Here is a 17848-nt window from a genome sequence, read left to right as displayed (position 1 = left end):
TCTTCTGACCGGTTGGGTCCAAGGCCCGCACCTACGAGATTCTCTTCGTCATCACGCCGGTTCGCTGTGCTGCTCTGAACCCACAGTGCTCGTAGAACCGGTGTGCCGCACCGTGCCGTTCGGTGAGGAGGTAGACCTGCTCCACACCCGCCAGGCGTGCCTCCAGAGCACCGAGGAGAGCGGTGCCGGCGCCCTGTCGTTGCAGATCGGTACGCACGCACATCTCCTGCAGCAGAAAGTGCTTCCCGGTGAACCACTGCTCGGTGTGGCCGATGGCGAAGCCCCTGAGGACCTGTGTGACTTCTCTGCACGGCGGCCCTAGAGTGCGCGATGCTCGCAAGGTCGAGGAGGTCATGATGCCGACTGACGGCGGGTTCGCGACGGGAAGCACGGTCGTACGCCGTGACGTCTTCCGCGGCAGGGTGTGGACGGCTACTCCCTTCCGGGTCGTGAGCGACAACGGCGACCTGCTCGCACTCACCGTCTGGCCGGGGGCGCTGAGGCTCGCGCCCACCCACCAGGCGGCGCTGTCGTCCCCACGGCGGGAGGAGGTCGTTCGCGACATCGCGCTACCGAATCTGGCCAACGGCAAGTGGGAGTTGACGGCCTGGACCTGGCGGACCAACACGAAGCTGACGCTCGCACAGCCCGGGGACTACTTCAGCGTCGATCTCTTCTTCGGGAACGGCGGCGAGCCGGTGATGTCGTACGTCAACTTCCAGCGTCCACTGCAGCGCACTCCGATCGGCATCGACACCTTCGATCTTCTGCTGGATCTGGTCATCGAGCCGGATGGTGCATGCCGGTGGAAGGATCAGGGCGAGTATGAGCACGCCCGCCGGCTTGGCATCGTCACAGACGACGACCATCGCCACGTACGGGACGCCCGTGAGCAGGTGCTGACCCTGTTCGCCCAGCGCACCGGCCCGTTCGACGAACAATGGCGGTCGTGGTGCCGTGAGCCCGACTGGCAGCAACCAGTCCTGCCCGACGACGCGACGACCCTGCCCGCAGGGGAATGGGAGAGAGAGCGGAGTGACTGACATCGTCGACTTCTCGGCATTCCCGAGGCTCACGGGCGACCGGGTGGTACTGCGGGAACTCCAGCCCGAGGACGCCGCCGACCTGTTCGTCTGGCGCAGCGATCCGGAGGTCCAGAAGTACAACTCCGAACCGATGCAGGAGGTGCGGCAGGCCTCGCAGCTGATCGAGGAACTGCGGCGTGAGTACTCCGCGCAGAAGGCCGTTCACTGGGCAGTCACCCTCTCCGGGGACGACCGCGCCATCGGGCTTTTCGGCTTGGTCTCCTGGGAGAGATTCCACCGTCGAGCCGAAGTCGGCTACGACCTCCGGCGAGACCACTGGGGACGCGGGATCGCAACAGAGGCGCTGGACGCGATGCTCCGGTTCGGGTTCACGAGGATGCAGCTCAACCGCGTCGAGGCGCAGACGATCGCGGACAACCACGGCTCCGTACGCCTCCTGCAGCGACTCGGTTTCCGGCGAGAAGGTCTGCGCCGGGCCTACTCCCTGGAGGAGGACGGCACGTACCACGACGGCGCGATTTACGGCCTGCTCCGGCACGACTACAGGCCATCCGTCGACCAGGCGTAGGTCGCGACGAGGACCGAGTCCGTGGATCACAGCAGGAGGCCCGTGATCGCTACGACGGCGCCGCCAAGCCCCGGCCACCACGCGACGATGGGAGTTGCCGCCAGGCGCTGTACGCGGTACGCCGCTCGCCGGCCGACAGGTCGTACAACTCCGCCCGCACCCGCTCATGGTGGGCCCATTCCAGGGGCACCGGCAGTGAGCGGGTCGAACGCAGCCTCCCGTCGCAAGCACAAGCGGGGCGTCGGCGCGTGACCGATGCTGCGCAACGGCGATCAAACGCGGCGGGCTCCGGCACCGGCAGGATGGGGGCATGCCAGCAGCCGAGCACTTCCTCGGGTTCGTCGACGCCCTCGCGTCCGCGCTCGACGACCACGACGCCACCCCGGCTGACCTGGCCGCACGCCTGCATTTGTCCCGGTTCCACCTCGATCGGATCGTCTCCTCGGCGGGTGGGGAGCCACCGGTGGCCCTGCGCCGCCGGGTGCTGCTCGAGCGGGCGGCGTACCGCCTGCTGTCCACCGAGCTGACCATCCTCGAGATCGCGGTCGAGGCGGGCTACGGCTCGCACGAGGCGTTCACCCGGGCCTTCACCCGCGCGTACGGAGTGGGGCCGGGCCGGTACCGGATCCGGCCCACGCGGCTACGCCTCGACGGGCCGAGCAACGTGCACTTCCACCCACCCGGCAGTCTTCGGCTGCCTGCCCGCAAGAAGGTGACCTCGATGGACCTGCTGACCAAGATGGTCGAGCACCACATCTGGCTCGTCGGCGAGATGGTCGAACGGGCTGCCCGGCTCGACGAGGAGCGGCTCGACGCCGTGATCGAACTGTCGGTCGACGAGGACCGGCAGACGATCCGGTCCCTGCTGTCGCGTCTGGTGGGGCAGATGGGCATGTGGAACGCGGCGGTGGCCAACCGGCCCTACGACTGGTCGGTCGAGGAGCACGAGCCGGTGGAGTCGCTGCGCCGTCGGCTCGCCGAGGAAGGCCCGGCCTTCCTGGCGCAGGTCGTCGAGACCACCGCGCAAGGCCGGCTTGACGACACATTCGTCGACGCGCTGTGCGAGCCCGCCGAGGTGTTCACGTACGGCGGCATGATCGCGCACGTCCTGACCTTCGCCGCGCACCGGCGCACCCTGGTCGCGCTGGCCCTCGACGCGGCGGGCATCTCCGACCTCGGCTGGGGCGACCCGATGCGCTGGGTCATGCAGGGCGCCTCGTAGACCCGAGGTACACAGTCCACCACCGGCGCAGACCTGGACCTCCTGCGGACAGCCAGCCGGCGCTCGGAACTCGGATGCACCTACCAATGAACGGAATCGAGCGCGGGCCAGGGCCGACCCGCCCGCAGGGCGTCGAGGAACGCCACTCCTGATCGCCGACCGCTCGGGTGCTGGTCGCCGAGACGCCAGCGGTGCATCGCGACGATCGCCAGCACTAGGCCCCGGCACTCGTCGACCAGATCTTGGTCGGCTTTCGGGTAGCGGTCGCTGACTGCTGTGGGCACCCAGGCAAGGTCGTACTCCACAGGCCCGTGGGCGGTGTTCTCGAAGTCGATGAAGAGCGGCCCGTTGTTCGTGTCGAGCACATTCCCCGGGTGCGGCTCTCCGTGCAGCAGCTGCTCGGGGGTGCCCCGGTCGACGATCGATCCCCGCAAATCACGCAGCACTTCGGCGAGCAATGCCCTGTCCGTCTCCGTGAGGTCAGGGGTGACGTCACGGCTCGCAACGTCTTGTTGCGTCTCCGCAACGCGGTCCGTGAAGTGTGGCATCGTGACATCCATCTGCCGCAGGCCGGCATGAAGGCGCCCAAGCGCGTGCGCGTACTCGGCCGGAGGAAGCACTCGACGTACCGGTTCGAAGTAGGTCCACATGGCGATCGCGAAGCCGTCACGCACGAAGACGCGTGGCTCGACCCGGGCGTCGAGCGCGGCGACCGGACTGTCCGTCCGCACCAGCCGCTTCACGAGCTCGACTTCCAGCTCTGCGCTCCCAGCGTGATGAGTGACGGGCGCGACCCGGGCGACGATGTCGCATGGCGCCAGGCGGACGACGAGCCGGTTGGAGTCGTTGAGGACGACAGCGTCCTCGACTGCCAAGCCGAGGGCTGAGGCGGTCGACCTCGCGGCAGACACCGCTCGGCGCACCTCCGCTGCGTGCATCAGCGACATCCTCGCCCGTGCCAGTTGGCCCGTGCAAGTCTTCCACCGGGGATGCTCATGGAAAACGGCGACTGACCGTGAGAAGCGCCGAGAGGCGTTTCCGCAGGTCAGCCGCCGTTTTCGCGGTGATCTTGCAGGTCGGGGACCTGCGTGGATCAGATGTCGTAGTAGAGCTCGAACTCGTGCGGGTGCGGACGCAGACGCACGGGGTCGATCTCGTTGGTGCGCTTCCAGTCGATCCAGGTCTCGATCAGGTCCGGGGTGAACACGCCACCTTCGAGGAGGTAGTCGTGGTCGACCTCGAGCCGGTCGAGGACCGCCCCCAGGGAGGACGGCACCTGGTTGACCGCCGCGTGCTCGTCCGGCGGCAGCTCGTACAGGTCCTTGTCGATCGGCTCCGGCGGCTCGATCTTGTTGCGGATACCGTCGACGCCGGCCATCAGCATGGCCGCGAACGCGAGGTAGGGGTTGCAGGACGGGTCCGGCACGCGGAACTCGATCCGCTTGGCCTTCGGGCTCGTACCGGTGACCGGGATCCGCACCGCAGCGGACCGGTTGCGCTGGCTGTAGACCAGGTTGACCGGAGCCTCGTAGCCCGGGACCAGCCGGTGGTAGGAGTTGACCGTCGGGTTGGTGAACGCCAGCAGGCTGGGTGCGTGCTTGATCAGCCCGCCGATGTACCACCGGCCCATGTCCGACAGCCCGCCGTAGCCGAGCTCGTCGTAGAACAGCGGCTGGCCGTCCTTCCACAGGCTCTGGTGGCAGTGCATGCCCGAACCGTTGTCACCGAACAGCGGCTTCGGCATGAACGTCGCGGTGTGGCCTTCGTTCCAGGCGACGTTCTTGATGATGTACTTGAACAGCATCAGGGTGTCGCCTGCGTGCTGCAGCGAGTCGAACTTGTAGTTGATCTCGGCCTGGCCCGCGGTGCCCACCTCGTGGTGGGCACGCTCGACCTCGATGCCCGACGCCAGCAGCTGGGCGACCATCTTGTCGCGCAGGTCGGCGAAGTGGTCGGTCGGGCCGACCGGGAAGTAGCCGCCCTTGTAGCGCGGCTTGTATCCCTTGTTGCCGCCCTCCTGGTCCTTGCCGGTGTTCCACGCACCCTCGATCGAGTCGATGTGGTAGTAACCGGCGTTCTGCTTGGTCTCGAAGCGCACGTCGTCGAAGACGTAGAACTCGGCCTCGGGTCCGAAGTAGGCGGTGTCGGCGATGTTGCTCGCCTTGAGGTAGGCCTCGGCCTTGGCGGCGACGTTGCGCGGGTCGCGGCTGTAGGGCTCGTCGGTGAAGGGGTCGACGATCGAGAAGTTCATCGCGATCGTCTTGTGCTCCCGGAACGGGTCGACGAACGCGGTCGCCGGGTCCGGAACCAGCTTCATGTCGGATTCGTGAATGGCCTGGAAGCCGCGGATCGACGACCCGTCGAACATCAGGCCGTTGGCGATGTCGTCCTGCGTGAACGACCCCGCCGGCACGTTGAAGTGCTGCATGACCCCCGGCAGGTCGCAGAAGCGAACGTCGATGAACTCGACGCCCTCGTCACGTACGAATGCCAACAGCTCGTCGGCGCTTTCGAACATTCGGCCCTCCTCCGTCTCTTGGCAGGCGACGCTAGGAGCTGGCCGTTTCCCTGCCGTATCACCGATGTTGCGCGCGTGTTACGGCCAGTTTGGCGCACTCGGACCGGGCGCGGGGCACCGACCCTGCACCTCATCGGTGGGCGCGGAGGAGCCGCGCCGGGGCCTCGCGAGGCTGTCTTACGCCTGGTCAGACCCGCCAGGCGGTCTCGTGGGACCGGAAGTGTCAGAGGATAACCTCTGACCATGCCCGAGCAGGAGAGGTCCCGTCGGAGTCCGGTCGCGGCCACCGATCAGCAGTACGCCGGACATCGGCTCGGCCTGCCCGAGGAGGGCCGCGGCGCCCTGGCAGGCTGGGGCGCGCGGATCACCGCCCTGCTCCTGGACTGGCTGCTGGCCAACCTGGTGGCGATCGCCCTGGTCCGCGACGCGGCTGTCTGGCAGTCGCCCTGGACGATCGTCGACTCCGTCCCACTGATGGTGTTCGGGGTGGAGATCTGGCTGATGACCGCGTTCGTCGGCGCGAGCATCGGTCAGCGGATGCGGCACCTGGTGGTCGCCCGGCTGGACGGGCAACCGGTGGGCTTCGCGCGTTCGCTGGTCCGTGCGGTGCTCGTACTGCTCGTCATCCCGCCACTGGTCGTGGACGCCGACGGCCGCGGCCTGCACGACCGGCTGGCCGGCACCGTCCTGGTCCGCGCGCGCTGAGCCCGAGCCCCCCAGGCCTCGGAGGGGACGCGGCGGGTTACCGGGGGCGGGACGCGCCCGGGGGAAGCTTGGCGTTGCGGGGGAGCGGCCCCTTCGGGATCGGCAGCTGGCTCCGGTTGGCCGACAGCGCCTTCAGCCGGTTGAGCACCTCGGTGACCTCGGCCGGGCGGAGGTTGCGGGGAAGCTTCATGACATGCCCGGACAACCTGCGCAGCGGGACCTGCCCCTCGCCGTCACCGACCACGACGTCGTAGATCGGGGTGTCGGGAGCTACCCGCGCGTGCTTGCGCTTCTCGTTGGCGAGCAGGTTGCCCACCCGGTTGGGCGCGCCCTCGGCGACCAGTACGATCCCCGGCCTGCCCACCACCCGGTGTACGACGTCCTGGTTGCGCGTCACCGCCACCGCCGGGTCGACCGTCCAGCCCTTGCGCAGGGTGGACAGGGCGTTGGCCCCGGCGCCGAGCTGACCCTCCAGGCGGGAGTAGGCGGCCTTCTCCACGCGCCGGCCGAAGAAGATCACCGTGAGCAGTACGGCGAACGGAATGCCCGTGACGCCCCAGAGGATGGGGTTCTTCAGCACGAAGCCGACAGCGACGAACACCACGATCACGGCGAGGAAGATGCCGGCGAGGATCAGCCCGATCAGCGGCTGGACTTCCTTGGTGATCGAGTAGGCGGCGCGGACCTGGGCGACCCGGCCTTGTTTGTTCTCGGGAGTCTCGTCGCGCTTGGCCATGGTCGGCTGGTGGGTCCTTCCTCAAGGTGTACGGGGCCGGCTGGGTCGGCCGTCCCGGCACGGGTGGTTGCTCAGCTGGACGACGCCGGCTGCTCCCGGGACTCCAGCGCCTGGCGGTAGAGCCGGCCGGCGCGGTAGGAGGAGCGGACGAGCGGTCCGGACATCACTCCCGCAAAGCCTAGTCCACTCGCCTCCTCGGAGAGCTCGACGAACTCCTCCGGCTTCACCCAGCGCTCGACCGGGTGGTGGCGTACGGAGGGGCGGAGGTACTGCGTGATCGTCAGCAGCTCGCAGCCGGCGTCCACCAGGTCGCGCATCGCGGCGCTGATCTCGTGGCGTTCCTCGCCCATGCCCAGGATGAGGTTGGACTTGGTGACCAGGCCGTACTCCCTGGCCTGCCGGATGACGTCCAGCGACCGCTCGTACCGGAAGCCGGGGCGGATCCGCTTGAAGATCCGGGGCACGGTCTCGACGTTGTGGGCCAGCACCTCCGGCCGGGAGTCGAACACCTCACCCAGCAGGTCGGGCTTGCCGTTGAAGTCCGGGATGAGGTTTTCCACCCCGGTGTCGGGGTTGAGCTCGTGGATGACCCGCACCGTCTCGGCGTACAGCCAGGCACCGCCGTCGGGCAGGTCGTCGCGGGCGACGCCGGTGATCGTGGCGTAGCGCAGGCCCATCTGGCGGACGCTCTCGGCCACCCGGCGCGGCTCGTCGCGGTCCAGCTCGGCGGGCTTGCCGGTGTCGATCTGGCAGAAGTCGCACCGCCGGGTGCACTGGTCTCCGCCGATGAGGAACGTCGCCTCGCGGTCCTCCCAGCACTCGTAGATGTTGGGACAGCCCGCCTCCTGACACACCGTGTGCAGCCCCTCACGTTTGACCAGTGAGCGGAGCTCGGTGTACTCCGGACCCATCCGTGCCCGGGTCTTGATCCATTCGGGCTTCTTCTCGATCGGCGTCTGGCTGTTGCGCGCTTCGATGCGCAGCAGCTTGCGTCCGTCAGGGGCCAGCGCAGTCACCCCCTCAGCGTACGGTGCGGTGGCGAGTCGTCCGGAAGTGCGTGCGTACGCCGCCCTCCTGTGCCGCGGATTTGCTACCCGGGGTTAGGTTGTGCCTCGTGTCTATGTGCGTAGTCATCGCCTCGGGCAATCCGGTCAAGCGCCGCGCCACGCTCGAAGCCGTCAAGGTCGCCCTCGGTGAGGACGAAGTGGACTCGGTCACGGTCGACGTGGCGTCCGGGGTTCGCCAGCAACCGGTCGGCGACGAGGAGACCCTGCGGGGTGCCCGTAACCGCGCCGAGGCCGCTCGTCAGGACCGCCCGAACGCCAACCTGTGGGTCGGCGTCGAGGGCGGCGTGATCGAACGCGACGGTGCCCTCGACTGCATGGCCTGGATCGTCGTCCTCGGCCGCCGGGAGCCGGACGGGCCGGTCATTCGCGGTGAGAGCAGGACCGCGACCTTCACCCTGCCCGCGGAGATCGCCGACCGGATTCGCGCCGGCGTCGAACTCGGCACCGCCACCGACGAGGTGATGGGTGGCACCGACACCAAGTCCACGACCGGAACGGTCGGCCCGCTCACCGGCGGTGTCATCGACCGGGTGGCGTTCTACGCCCACGCGCTGGTGCTGGCGATGGTGCCGTTCCGCAACGCCGACCTGACGTTCCCCTCGGCGGAGCCGGTCCTCGGCGGGCGCGAGTAGCGCTCAGCGCGCGTGGTCCTCAGGCCGCGTTGTCGGCGACCGGAGCCAGCGCCTCGGTGAGCCGGCGTTCGACGGTGTCGAGCACGTCGGCCACGCCCGCCGGCCGGCCGAGCTCGACCGACAGCGAGGTCGTACCCGCGTCGGTGATGCCGCACGGCACGAACCGGTCGTACGCCGACAGGTCGCAGTCGCAGTTGAGCGCGAACCCGTGCATGGTCACGCCCTGGGCCACCCGCAGTCCGATGGCGGCGATCTTGCGGGCGGGTCCACGCTCGTCGGCGGGCACCCATACCCCGCTGCGGCCCTCGATCCGTACCGTGTGCACGCCGGCGTCGGCGCAGACCGCTATCAGCGCGTCCTCGAGCCGGCGTACGAACGCCACCACGTCGATCGGCTCGGTCAGCCGCACGATCGGGTAACCGACCAGCTGGCCGGGCCCGTGCCAGGTGAGCTTGCCGCCGCGGTCGACGTTGATGACCGGGGTGCCGTCGACCGGCCGCTCGTGCGGCTCGGTCCGCTTGCCGGCGGTGAAGACCGCCTCGTGCTCCAGCAGAAGCACCGTGTCGGGGGCCTGGTCGGCTACGCGCGCGGCGTGCAGCTCGCGCTGGCGTGCCCAGGCGGTTGTGTACTCGACCGACTCCGATCCGAAGCCTGCCCGGACGAACCGCAGAGAACCCATGACCGCAGCTTAGAACGCTCGCGGTGCGCGGCCGCGGAACGGGTCTCGCCGTGATGCGGTCGCGCCTGATCACCATGGAATCATTGGCCCATCATGCAGGGTGACTTCCGCGTCGACGGATACGACATCGAGGGGCTGCTGGGCGCCGGGCCGGCGGGTGAGGTCTGGCTGGCCAGGGAGCGGTCCTCGGGTGCCCAGGCGGCGTTGAAGCGGGTCCGTCCCCGCGGCACCGACGCGCTGGAGGATGCCGGGAGGATCGTCTCCGCCCTCGAGTCCCTGGACCACCCGCACGTGCTGCGGATCCGGGAGATGCTGCCGTACGAGCGTGAGGTGGTGTTCGTCCTCGACTACGCCGAGGGCGGCAGCCTCGGCCAGTTGTTGCTCGCCCGGCCGACGCTGGACCCCGGCGAGGTCGTCACGGTGGCGACCGCCATGGCCTCCGCGCTGGAGGCGGTGCACCGGCGCGGCATGGTGCACGGGGACGTGACACCGGAGAACGTACTTTTCACCGCCGACGCCCGTCCGCTGCTCGCCGACGCGGGCCTGCTGCGGCTCGTGGACGGCGGCGAGGCGGGCACCGTCGGCTACTCCGACCCGGCCGGCCACGACGGCAGCCCGCCGACGCCGGCCGGAGACGTCTACGGGCTGGCCGCCGTCTGCTACACCGCCCTGACTGGCACGACGCCCGAGCCCGGGCTCGGCCGCCGACCGCTGCACCAGGTGGCGCCGGGGGTTCCGCCGGCGCTGGCGCACGTCGTCGAGGCCGGGCTGCAGGCCCAGCCCGCCCAGCGCCCGGCGATGACGCAGTTCGGTGCCCAGCTCGCCGCGGCCTGCCCGAGCACGTCGGTCCGCTTCCCGTCCGGGTTTGGTGCTGAGGACTCCTCGCCGTTCGGGCCGAACCTCGGACCTGGGACCGGCCGCACCGACGTCGGGGCCGACTCCGGGGCTGACTTCGGGGCTGACTTCGGGATCGGTGGGGGTCCGGCCACCGGCCGTGCCTCCGGTACGAGCGGTGGCTCACGCCCGGCGGGTGAGCCGGCGGCCGGGCGGGGTGGATGGGATCCGACGCGGGGGAGCGCGGCCCGTCCGCGCGCCGACGCGCCGGCCCCGGACTTCCCCAGTGTGCACGGCGACTCCGGCACGGTCGCCGGTGACGCGGGCCACGCGACCGGGTTCGAGGACTCCACCGAGCAGGAGCCGACCGGGCGCTCGTGGCGGCTCCGCCGCTCCAGCCGCTCCGGCAGGGCCACCCCTGTCGACTCCGGGGAGGCAGGCAAGGGCGCGGACGACCGCGAGGACGCGGAGGACACCGAGGGTTCGGGCCGCCGGCGGCTGCTGATGCTGGTCGGCATTCCGTTGCTGCTGGTGGTGGTCGCGGTCTCCGGCGTGCTCGGCTGGCGGGCTGTTCGCGAGCCCGGTCCCGATCCGACGCCGACCTCCACAGTGGCCGCGATGTCGCCGGAGGAGGCCAGGTGGGCGAAGGTGCTGGACGGCCTCGACGTGCGCCGCGCCAGGGCGTGGAAGGAATGGAACCGCGCCCTGCTCGCGCAGGTCTACACGCCCGGGTCGCCGCCGCTGAAGGACGACCTCGACCGGATGCGGGACTACGAGCGCCGGGGCGGCGTCACCAGCGTGGACGGTCTTCGCACGCCGATCCGTTCCCTGCACGTGGTGTCGCAGAGTGCGGACCGCGTGGTCGTCGACACCGAGAGCCAACTGCAGCCCTACCGGATGCGGGTCGACGGCAACTACTATCCGCACGACGGCGGGCCGCCCAAGCGCTTCCGCATCACCCTCGAACGCTCCGGCTCGGGCGGGTGGCTGATCGCCGCCAGCAGGCAGCTCACCGGTACGACGCCTGCCGAGCCGTCCCGCTAGGGTTTCGGCCCACCGACGAGACCGTTCGAGACCGTTCGAGACCGTCCGACCGCACGAGAGGCGACCATGGGGGCGCAGTTTCGCGTACAGGGCTTCGACCTTGGTGCGCTGATCAGCGCGAGCGCCACCGGCGAGGTGTGGGAGGCCCGCCGCCACGGCACCGGTGACCAGGTGGCCCTGCGGCGGATCCGCCCCCGCACCCCGGACGCACGGGAGGACGTACGCCGGCTGGCGTCCGTTCTCGGGATGATCGACCACCCGCACCTGGTGCGGGTGCACGAGGCACTGCCGCTCGGCGACGAGGTCGTCCTGGTGCTCGACCACGCCGACGGCGGCAGCCTCGACCAGCTCCTGCACGGGCGCGGCCGGCTGGATCCCGGCGAGGTGGTCACCACCGCCGCACCGGTGGCCGAGGCGCTGGCCGCGGCCCACGAACGCGGGCTCCTGCACGGCGACGTGACGCCGGAGGCGATCCTCTACACCGCCGAGGGGCGGCCGATGCTCGCCGACGTGGGCGTCCTCGCGCTGGTGGAGGGCGGCGAGACCCTCGGCACCCACGGCTACACCGATCCGGACGGCCCGCCAGGTCCGGCGACCACCCCGGCCGGGGACGTCTACGGGCTGGCCGCGGTCTGCTACACCGCTCTGAGCGGCGTGGTCCCGCGACCGGGGCAGGCCCGCCCGCCGCTGGCCGAGGAGGTTCCGGACGCGCCACCCGGGCTGGTGCACGCCGTCGGGGCGGGGCTGCAGCCGGTCGCGGCTCGCCGGCCCACCGCCGCGCAGTTCGCCGACCTGCTCTACGCCGCGTGCGCGCCGGCGCCGGTCCGCTTCCCGGTCGGGCTGGTGCTCACCGACGCCGACCTCGCGGCGATGACCGGTGCGGCCGCGGCTTCGCAGGCCCCGCCCGCGTCGAAGGACGACGGGCCTCCGGCGAGCCCGCGGGCGGAGCGGATCGCGGCCGAGCACCCGCCGGCGAGCGCTGGGGGGTTCGCCGTGCCGGACACTCCCGGCGGCCCGGGCGGCCCGGACGAACTCGACCTGGACGACGACGAACGCCGCCCGCGGGTCGGCCTGATCGCCGCGGTGGCGGCCGCCGTGGTGCTGGTCGCCGGTGCGGTCGTCGGCGGGATCGCCTGGGCGAAGCGTTCCGACAACGCTCCGAGCGCCGGGCAGACGTCCGCGCCGCGTGCCACGCCGGCTCCGAGCGCGACGGGCCGCCCTTCGGACCCGAGCACGGCGAAGTCCCGGACGGACCCCACGGCGAAGGGCACACCGAAGCCCACAGCCAGGCCGAGCACGTCCACCTCGCCGAAGGCCCCACCCGGGACGTCCGGCGCGGAGGCCAGGTGGCGGAAGGTGCTCGCCACCCTGGACTCCCGCCGCGCGCAGGCGTACGCCACGAACGATCCAGCCGTGCTGGGTCGCGTCTACTACCCGGCCGGCTCCGAGCTGGCCGCCGACGACCGGACCGAGATCGACAAGTGCGTGCGCGCGGGCTGCCATCTGGAGGGCCTGCGCTTCGCGGTCCGGACGCTGCACGTGGACAGCGAACGCCGCGACCGGGCGGTGCTCCGGGTCGTCGATCAGTTGCAGGAGTACTCCGTGGTGTCCGACGACGGGAAACGCGTGCCCCGTCCGGCCGGTGAGGCGAAGCACCGCCGGATCACGCTCGTCCGGACCGGCCAGGGCTGGCTGATCTCCCGGATCGAGGAGAGCTGACCCGGCGCACCGCAGAGGCCGGCGCGTTCTGGGTCAGCGGTGCAGCGCGCTGTCCACCAGCGCGGTGACGTCGGGATCGGCGAAGGTGAACCCCGCGGCCAGCAACCGGCGCGGTATCAGCCGCACGCTGCCGAGCATCTCCGCGGAGAACTCCCCGAGCGCGGTGCGCAGCGCCACCGCGGGCACCGGCAGCAGCGTCGGCCGGCGCAGTGCCGCGCCGAGCACCTTGGTGAACTCGGCGTTGGTGGTGGGCTCGGGGACCGTGAGGTTGTATGGACCACGTGCGTCGGCCTGCTCGGCCAGGAACTGCACCGCCGACAGCCAGTCGTTCAAGGAGATCATCGGGAGGTACTGCCGGCCGGACCCGAGCCGCCCGCCCGCACCGAGCCGGAACTGCAGCTCCATCACCTTGAACGCCCCGCCGGAACGATCGAACACCGGAGACGTACGCAGGTGCACGACCCGTACGCCGGCGTGCTCGGCCGGATCGGTGGCCGCCTCCCAGTCGCGGCAGAGTTCGGCGAGGAAGCCGTCACCGGCGGGGGAGTCCTCGTCCAGCAGCAGGTCGCCGCGATCCTTGCCGTAATAGCCGGTGGCGCTCCCGGAGAGGAACACCGGCGGGTCGGGCAGGTCGGCCAGCGCCCGGGCGAGCGTCGAGGTGGTGGCGAGCCGGCTGGTCCGGATCGTCTGCCGGTACGACTCGGTCCACGGCACCCGGCCGATGCTGGCTCCGGCGAGGTTGACCACCGCGTCGGCGCCGGCGAGCACCTCGGCGTCGACCTGGCTCCGGTCGGGATCCCACTGCGCCTGGTCGGCGGCCCGCGGCGGCCGGCGTACCAGCTGGGTCACCTCGTGCCCGTCGCCGGTGAGCCGCGCGCGCAGCGCCTGTCCGAGGAACCCCGACGCACCCGCCAGAACGAATCTCATGCGGCCAGCATGCCCTGCGGAGTGGTCGGCATGCTCAGCCAAGATCAGGTCGTGACGGGCCGCTGCCTGCCCCGATCGAGCCGGGACGCACACCGGCCCGTCCCCGGAAGGGTCCGGGAACGGGCCGGCGAGTGTCGCATCAGTGCTTCGTCGCTACGAGCGGAACGCGGTGACCGCGCGGAGGGAACTCAGCTGCCGAACTCCGCGGCCACGCTGCCGTCCTCCAGCCGGGTCTTGACCGCGACCAGGAACCTCGCCGCGTCCGCCCCGTCGATCAGGCGGTGGTCGTAGCTCAGCGCGAGGTAGACCATGTGCCGGATGGCGATGGTCTCCCCGAGCGGGGTGTCGACCACGACCGGACGCTTCACCACCGAGCCGGTCCCCAGGATGGCGACCTGCGGCTGGAAGAAGATCGGCGTGTCGAACAACGCGCCCCGGCTGCCGGTGTTGGTGATGGTGAACGTGCCGCCGGAGATCTCGTTCGGCGTGATCTTGTTGGTGCGGGTGCGCTCGGCCAGGTCGGTGATCCGCTTGGCGAGCCCGGTGACGTTGAGGTCACCGGCGTCGTGGATGACCGGCACCATCAGGCCGCGCTCGGTGTCGACCGCGATCACGAGGTTCTCGTTGGCGTGGTAGGTCACCTCGCCCTTGTCCAGGTCCAGGCTGGCGTTGAGCTTCGGGTGCTCCTTGAGCGCCTCCAGCGCCGCCTTGGCGAAGAAGGGCAGGAACGACAGCTTGATGCCCTCCCGCTGCTGGAACGCGCGCTTGGCCCGGTCGCGGATGCGGGCGATGGCCGTCACGTCGACCTCGACCACGGTGGTGAGCTGGGCGGTGTTCTGCAGCGACTCGTGCACCCGCTGCGCAATCACCTTGCGCGGGCGGCTGAGCTTCTCGGTCGTGCCCCGCAGCGGGCTGGGCTGCGTGGGTGCGGACCGCACGGCCGGTGCGGCACCGGGCAGACCCTCGGCGGACTCGGCCTGCTGGCTGGCGGCCTGCTCGGCCTCCTGCCGGGCTTTCGCCGCGTCCAGCACGTCCTGCTTGCGAATGCGCCCGCCGACGCCGCTGCCGGTCACCGAGGACAGGTCGACCTGGTGCTCGGCGGCGAGCTTGCGGACCAGCGGAGTGACGTACTGTGCCGAACCCTCCTCCGAGGAGGTGGCGGCCGCCGGCTTCTGGGCCGCGGGCTTCGCCGGCTCCTGGCGGGCCGCCGGCTGCTCGGGCTCACGCCTCGGCTCGGGCTTCGGCTCGGCCTTCTGCTCCGGCTTCGGCTCCGCCTTCGGGGCCGGCTTCTGCTCGGCCTTCTCCGGCTCGCCGGACTTCGGCGCGGCGTGCCGGGGCGCCGCGGCGGCGCCGCTGGAGATCACACCAAGCTCGGCGCCGACCTCGACGGTCTCGTCCTCGCCGACCGTGATCTGGACCAGGGTGCCGGCGCTCGGGGCCGGGATCTCGGTGTCCACCTTGTCGGTGGAGACCTCCAGCAGCGGCTCGTCGACCTCGACCTTGTCGCCGACCTGCTTCAGCCAGCGGGTGACGGTGCCTTCGGTGACGCTCTCACCGAGCGCGGGCAGGGTGACCGAGGTGCCCTCGTCCGACCCGCCGCTCGAACCGTTCGCCGACGCGGGCGCCGGCTCCTCCTGCTCCGGGGCGGGCTCCGGCTCGGCCTCGGCCGGCTCCTCCTGCTCCTGGGCCGCTTCGGGCTCCTGCTCGGCCTGGGCCGAGTCGTCCGCGCCGCCGTCCTCGGCCTGCTCGCCCTCCGAACCGATGACGGCGAGTTCGGCGCCGACCTCGACGGTCTCGTCCTCACCGACGGTGATCTGCAGCAGAACGCCGGCGCTCGGCGCGGGAATCTCGGTGTCGACCTTGTCCGTGGAGACCTCGAGCAGCGGCTCGTCAGCCTGGACGGTTTCGCCCACCTGCTTCAGCCACCGCGTGACAGTTCCCTCGGTGACGCTCTCCCCTAGGGCGGGAAGGGTGACGGAGACCGGCATGCTTGCTCCTTGTCGTGGTTTTTCCTGGGCCTTGGGGGTGAGGCGCCTCAGCCGTGCACGTGCAGCGGCTTGCCGGCGAGGGCCAGGTGAGCCTCGCCGATCGCTTCGCTCTGGGTCGGGTGCATGTGGACCAGCTGGGCGACCTCCTCGGGGAACGCCTCCCAGTTGTAGATCAGTTGGGCCTCGCCGACGAGTTCGCCGACCCGGGCACCCACCATGTGGATGCCGACGACCGGGCCGTTCTTGGCCCGGACCACCTTCACGAAGCCCTGCGTCTTCAGGATCTGGCTCTTGGGGTTGCCGGCCAGGTCGTAGGTGAACGTCTCGATGCCGTCCGCTCCGTGCTGCTCCTTCGCCGCGGCCTCGGTGAGGCCCATCGAGGCCACCTCGGGGTCGCAGTAGGTCACCCGCGGGATCCCGGTCTCGTCGATCACCGGCGGGTCGAGCCCCGCGATGTCCTCGGCGATGAAGATGCCCTGCTGGAAGCCGCGGTGGGCCAACTGCAGGCCGAACACGATGTCACCGGCCGCGCGTACGCCGGGGACGCTGGTGCGCAGCCGTTCGTCGACGCGGACGAACCCGCGCTCCAGCTCCACCCCGACGTCCTCGTAGCCGAGACCGGCGGTGGACGGCCCGCGTCCCACCGCGACCAGGAGCAGCTCCGCGTCGTAGGTGTCGCCGGACTCGACGGTCAGGCGTACACCCTGGTCGGTGCGTTCGACGCTCTTGTACGGCGTGTTGGTCTTGTAGGTGATGCCGCGCTTGCGAAAGCCGCGTTCGACGGCCTTGGAGCAGGCCTCGTCCTCGGCGGCCAGCAGGCGGGGGAGTGCCTCGATGATCGTGACGTCGGCGCCGAAGGAACGCCACACGCTGGCGAACTCGACCCCGATCACGCCGCCGCCGAGCACGATGACCGAGGACGGCACATCGGTGAGCTGCAGGGCGTGCTCGCTGCTGATGACCCGCTCGCCGTCGACCTCGAGGCCGGGCAGGGTGCGGGAGTACGACCCGGTGGACAGGACGACGTGGGGGGCTTCGTACCTCGTGCCGTTGACCTGGACGGCGTTCGGCGCGACCAGCCGGCCCTCGCCCTCGACGACCGTGACGCCACGGGCCTTGAGCAGTCCGCCGACGCCGCGGAACGCGCGGTTGACGACACCGTCCTTGTACTTGTTGACCCCCGCCATGTCGACGCCCTCGAACGTCGAGCGGATGCCGAAGTCGGCGCCGTCGCGGGCGTTGTCGGCGATCTCGGCGGCGTGCAGCAGCGCCTTGGTCGGGATGCAGCCGCGGTGCAGGCAGGTGCCGCCGAGCTTGTCCTTCTCCACGAGCGCGACCCGCAGGTCGAGTTCGGCCGCGCGCAGTGCGCACGCGTATCCGCCGCTGCCTCCGCCAAGGATCACAAGGTCGAACGAGGTGCCGGCGTCGTTGTCCGCCACGGGGTCCTCCGTGCCGCTGGTCTGATCCTGCCTGCCTGTACTGCGTGTCCTGCGTGTACCCCGCTGAACGTGGGTCGGCGGCTTCCTCCCGGTGTGGACCGGCACGAGGTCGTCACGCCACCGTCATCTTTCCACCCTCGATGCCCAAGTGCCCAAAGGGTCCGTCCCGGCCGTGTCGGCGTGGTATCCCGACCGGCGAATCGTGGTGGTTCGTACGAGCTTGGGAAGGTCTGTGCCGGGGTACGGGTCGCCCGTCGGCAGGGTGGAGTCCGGGCCTTCCGGACGGACGGAACCTGCGGCACACTTCGTGCGTTCGATCGACAAGTCAGCTCCGGTGCGAAGGAGGTCGCGATGCCGCGATGGTTCCGGCGGCGTGCCGGCTCGGCCCCTGCCCGCGGCCGGGGAGCGGACTCGGGCGAGGCCCTCGCCCACCTGACGGAGTTCGCCCGCACCCGCCGCGGTGTGGAGGGGTTCGTGGAGCCGCGGACGACCGTGACGGAGACCACCCTGCTGCTCGTCGCCGACGACGGGGAGTGGACCCGGCGGCGGGTGCCCGACGCCGCGAGGGCACACGAGTTCGCCAACCGGCTGGGCATCCCCAGCTACGACGCGCAGGTCGTCGGCTACCCCCAGCGCATGCGGGCCTGGAACAGCCGGCGTGCCGCCGCGGAGAAGCAGGCGAAGTCGCTGGGGCCGACCGCTCCCGGCGAGGTGGGCTGACCCA

17 protein-coding genes are annotated in these 17848 nt (G+C 70.8%); 8 read left to right on the top strand and 9 right to left on the bottom strand.

Going from position 1 to position 17848, the window contains the following annotated elements; genetic code table 11:
* Window positions 1–31: 31 nt before the first annotated feature.
* The gene (locus tag ABZV93_RS10315; protein ID WP_354933142.1) at window positions 32–355 is read right to left on the bottom strand and encodes a GNAT family N-acetyltransferase; all 324 of its coding nucleotides are present in this window, start codon (window positions 353–355) and stop codon (window positions 32–34) included.
* Window position 356: 1 nt separating this feature from the next.
* Here ABZV93_RS10315 and ABZV93_RS10310 point away from each other — a divergent pair, with 1 nt between their 5' ends.
* From ABZV93_RS10310 to ABZV93_RS10300, 3 genes are all read left to right on the top strand, one after another.
* Complete coding sequence (locus ABZV93_RS10310) at window positions 357–1043, top strand: DUF402 domain-containing protein (protein ID WP_354933140.1); 687 nt, start codon at window positions 357–359, stop codon at window positions 1041–1043.
* Window positions 1036–1614, top strand: a complete 579-nt coding sequence (locus ABZV93_RS10305) for a GNAT family N-acetyltransferase (protein ID WP_354933138.1) — start codon at window positions 1036–1038, stop codon at window positions 1612–1614. The genes ABZV93_RS10310 and ABZV93_RS10305 overlap by 8 nt, the downstream gene beginning before the upstream one ends.
* A 310-nt stretch (window positions 1615–1924) precedes the next feature.
* Window positions 1925–2836, top strand: a complete 912-nt coding sequence (locus ABZV93_RS10300) for a helix-turn-helix transcriptional regulator (RefSeq protein ID WP_354933136.1) — start codon at window positions 1925–1927, stop codon at window positions 2834–2836.
* 80 nt (window positions 2837–2916) lie between these two features.
* Here ABZV93_RS10300 and ABZV93_RS10295 read toward each other — a convergent pair whose 3' ends face one another.
* Together ABZV93_RS10295 and glnA are read right to left on the bottom strand one after the other, a co-directional pair.
* Entirely contained in the window at window positions 2917–3774 is an 858-nt protein-coding gene (locus ABZV93_RS10295) for an aminoglycoside phosphotransferase family protein (protein ID WP_354933134.1), read from the bottom strand.
* A gap of 155 nt (window positions 3775–3929) precedes the next feature.
* Entirely contained in the window at window positions 3930–5354 is a 1425-nt protein-coding gene (gene glnA, locus ABZV93_RS10290; RefSeq protein WP_354933132.1) for a type I glutamate--ammonia ligase, read from the bottom strand.
* Window positions 5355–5597: 243 nt separating this feature from the next.
* Between glnA and ABZV93_RS10285 the strand changes: the two genes are divergently transcribed.
* Window positions 5598–6059 (top strand): RDD family protein, encoded by a 462-nt coding sequence (locus ABZV93_RS10285; protein WP_354933130.1) that lies wholly within the window; start codon window positions 5598–5600, stop codon window positions 6057–6059.
* A 37-nt stretch (window positions 6060–6096) separates the two neighbouring features.
* On the opposite strand, the gene ABZV93_RS10280 is transcribed toward ABZV93_RS10285, so the two are convergent.
* Window positions 6097–6795, bottom strand: coding sequence for a DUF4191 domain-containing protein (locus ABZV93_RS10280; RefSeq protein WP_354933127.1), 699 nt, complete (start codon window positions 6793–6795; stop codon window positions 6097–6099).
* A 71-nt stretch (window positions 6796–6866) separates the two neighbouring features.
* Entirely contained in the window at window positions 6867–7811 is a 945-nt protein-coding gene (gene lipA, locus ABZV93_RS10275; RefSeq protein WP_354933125.1) for a lipoyl synthase, read from the bottom strand.
* 104 nt (window positions 7812–7915) lie between these two features.
* Between lipA and ABZV93_RS10270 the strand changes: the two genes are divergently transcribed.
* Window positions 7916–8494, top strand: coding sequence for an inosine/xanthosine triphosphatase (locus tag ABZV93_RS10270; RefSeq protein WP_354933336.1), 579 nt, complete (start codon window positions 7916–7918; stop codon window positions 8492–8494).
* Window positions 8495–8513: 19 nt separating this feature from the next.
* Here ABZV93_RS10270 and lipB read toward each other — a convergent pair whose 3' ends face one another.
* Window positions 8514–9173, bottom strand: a complete 660-nt coding sequence (gene lipB / locus ABZV93_RS10265; protein WP_354933123.1) for a lipoyl(octanoyl) transferase LipB — start codon at window positions 9171–9173, stop codon at window positions 8514–8516.
* 93 nt (window positions 9174–9266) lie between these two features.
* Here lipB and ABZV93_RS10260 point away from each other — a divergent pair, with 93 nt between their 5' ends.
* Complete coding sequence (locus ABZV93_RS10260) at window positions 9267–11051, top strand: serine/threonine-protein kinase (protein ID WP_354933121.1); 1785 nt, start codon at window positions 9267–9269, stop codon at window positions 11049–11051.
* Between the two features lie 66 nt (window positions 11052–11117).
* Window positions 11118–12770 (top strand): protein kinase, encoded by a 1653-nt coding sequence (locus ABZV93_RS10255; RefSeq protein WP_354933119.1) that lies wholly within the window; start codon window positions 11118–11120, stop codon window positions 12768–12770.
* Between the two features lie 33 nt (window positions 12771–12803).
* Here ABZV93_RS10255 and ABZV93_RS10250 read toward each other — a convergent pair whose 3' ends face one another.
* From ABZV93_RS10250 to lpdA, 3 genes are all read right to left on the bottom strand, one after another.
* Window positions 12804–13697: a TIGR01777 family oxidoreductase gene (locus ABZV93_RS10250; protein ID WP_354933117.1), complete on the bottom strand. Its 894-nt coding sequence runs from the start codon at window positions 13695–13697 to the stop codon at window positions 12804–12806.
* A 188-nt stretch (window positions 13698–13885) separates the two neighbouring features.
* Entirely contained in the window at window positions 13886–15685 is a 1800-nt protein-coding gene (sucB, locus tag ABZV93_RS10245; RefSeq protein WP_354933115.1) for a 2-oxoglutarate dehydrogenase, E2 component, dihydrolipoamide succinyltransferase, read from the bottom strand.
* 47 nt (window positions 15686–15732) lie between these two features.
* A complete protein-coding gene (gene lpdA / locus ABZV93_RS10240; RefSeq protein ID WP_354933113.1) occupies window positions 15733–17124 on the bottom strand; it encodes a dihydrolipoyl dehydrogenase in 1392 nt (463 codons plus the stop codon).
* A 351-nt stretch (window positions 17125–17475) separates the two neighbouring features.
* Here lpdA and ABZV93_RS10235 point away from each other — a divergent pair, with 351 nt between their 5' ends.
* Window positions 17476–17844, top strand: coding sequence for a hypothetical protein (locus tag ABZV93_RS10235; RefSeq protein WP_354933111.1), 369 nt, complete (start codon window positions 17476–17478; stop codon window positions 17842–17844).
* The last annotated feature ends 4 nt before the right edge of the window (window positions 17845–17848 follow it).

Origin of the sequence: Actinopolymorpha sp. NPDC004070 (assembly GCF_040610475.1) — a bacterium.
Lineage (GTDB): Bacteria > Actinomycetota > Actinomycetes > Propionibacteriales > Actinopolymorphaceae > Actinopolymorpha.
The sequence above is the reverse complement of the archived record's forward strand: the minus strand, read 5'-3'. Positions and strand labels throughout refer to the sequence as shown.

Coding starts and splice junctions, on each gene's coding strand:
- ABZV93_RS10315 (WP_354933142.1), bottom strand. CDS start 355: ATGACCTCCTCGACCTTGCGAGCATCGCGCACTCTAGGGCCGCCGTGC.
- ABZV93_RS10310 (WP_354933140.1), top strand. CDS start 357: ATGCCGACTGACGGCGGGTTCGCGACGGGAAGCACGGTCGTACGCCGT.
- ABZV93_RS10300 (WP_354933136.1), top strand. CDS start 1,925: ATGCCAGCAGCCGAGCACTTCCTCGGGTTCGTCGACGCCCTCGCGTCC.
- ABZV93_RS10295 (WP_354933134.1), bottom strand. CDS start 3,774: ATGCACGCAGCGGAGGTGCGCCGAGCGGTGTCTGCCGCGAGGTCGACC.
- glnA (WP_354933132.1), bottom strand. CDS start 5,354: ATGTTCGAAAGCGCCGACGAGCTGTTGGCATTCGTACGTGACGAGGGC.
- ABZV93_RS10285 (WP_354933130.1), top strand. CDS start 5,598: ATGCCCGAGCAGGAGAGGTCCCGTCGGAGTCCGGTCGCGGCCACCGAT.
- ABZV93_RS10280 (WP_354933127.1), bottom strand. CDS start 6,795: ATGGCCAAGCGCGACGAGACTCCCGAGAACAAACAAGGCCGGGTCGCC.
- ABZV93_RS10270 (WP_354933336.1), top strand. CDS start 7,916: ATGTGCGTAGTCATCGCCTCGGGCAATCCGGTCAAGCGCCGCGCCACG.
- lipB (WP_354933123.1), bottom strand. CDS start 9,173: ATGGGTTCTCTGCGGTTCGTCCGGGCAGGCTTCGGATCGGAGTCGGTC.
- ABZV93_RS10260 (WP_354933121.1), top strand. CDS start 9,267: ATGCAGGGTGACTTCCGCGTCGACGGATACGACATCGAGGGGCTGCTG.
- ABZV93_RS10255 (WP_354933119.1), top strand. CDS start 11,118: ATGGGGGCGCAGTTTCGCGTACAGGGCTTCGACCTTGGTGCGCTGATC.
- ABZV93_RS10250 (WP_354933117.1), bottom strand. CDS start 13,697: ATGAGATTCGTTCTGGCGGGTGCGTCGGGGTTCCTCGGACAGGCGCTG.
- sucB (WP_354933115.1), bottom strand. CDS start 15,685: ATGCCGGTCTCCGTCACCCTTCCCGCCCTAGGGGAGAGCGTCACCGAG.
- ABZV93_RS10235 (WP_354933111.1), top strand. CDS start 17,476: ATGCCGCGATGGTTCCGGCGGCGTGCCGGCTCGGCCCCTGCCCGCGGC.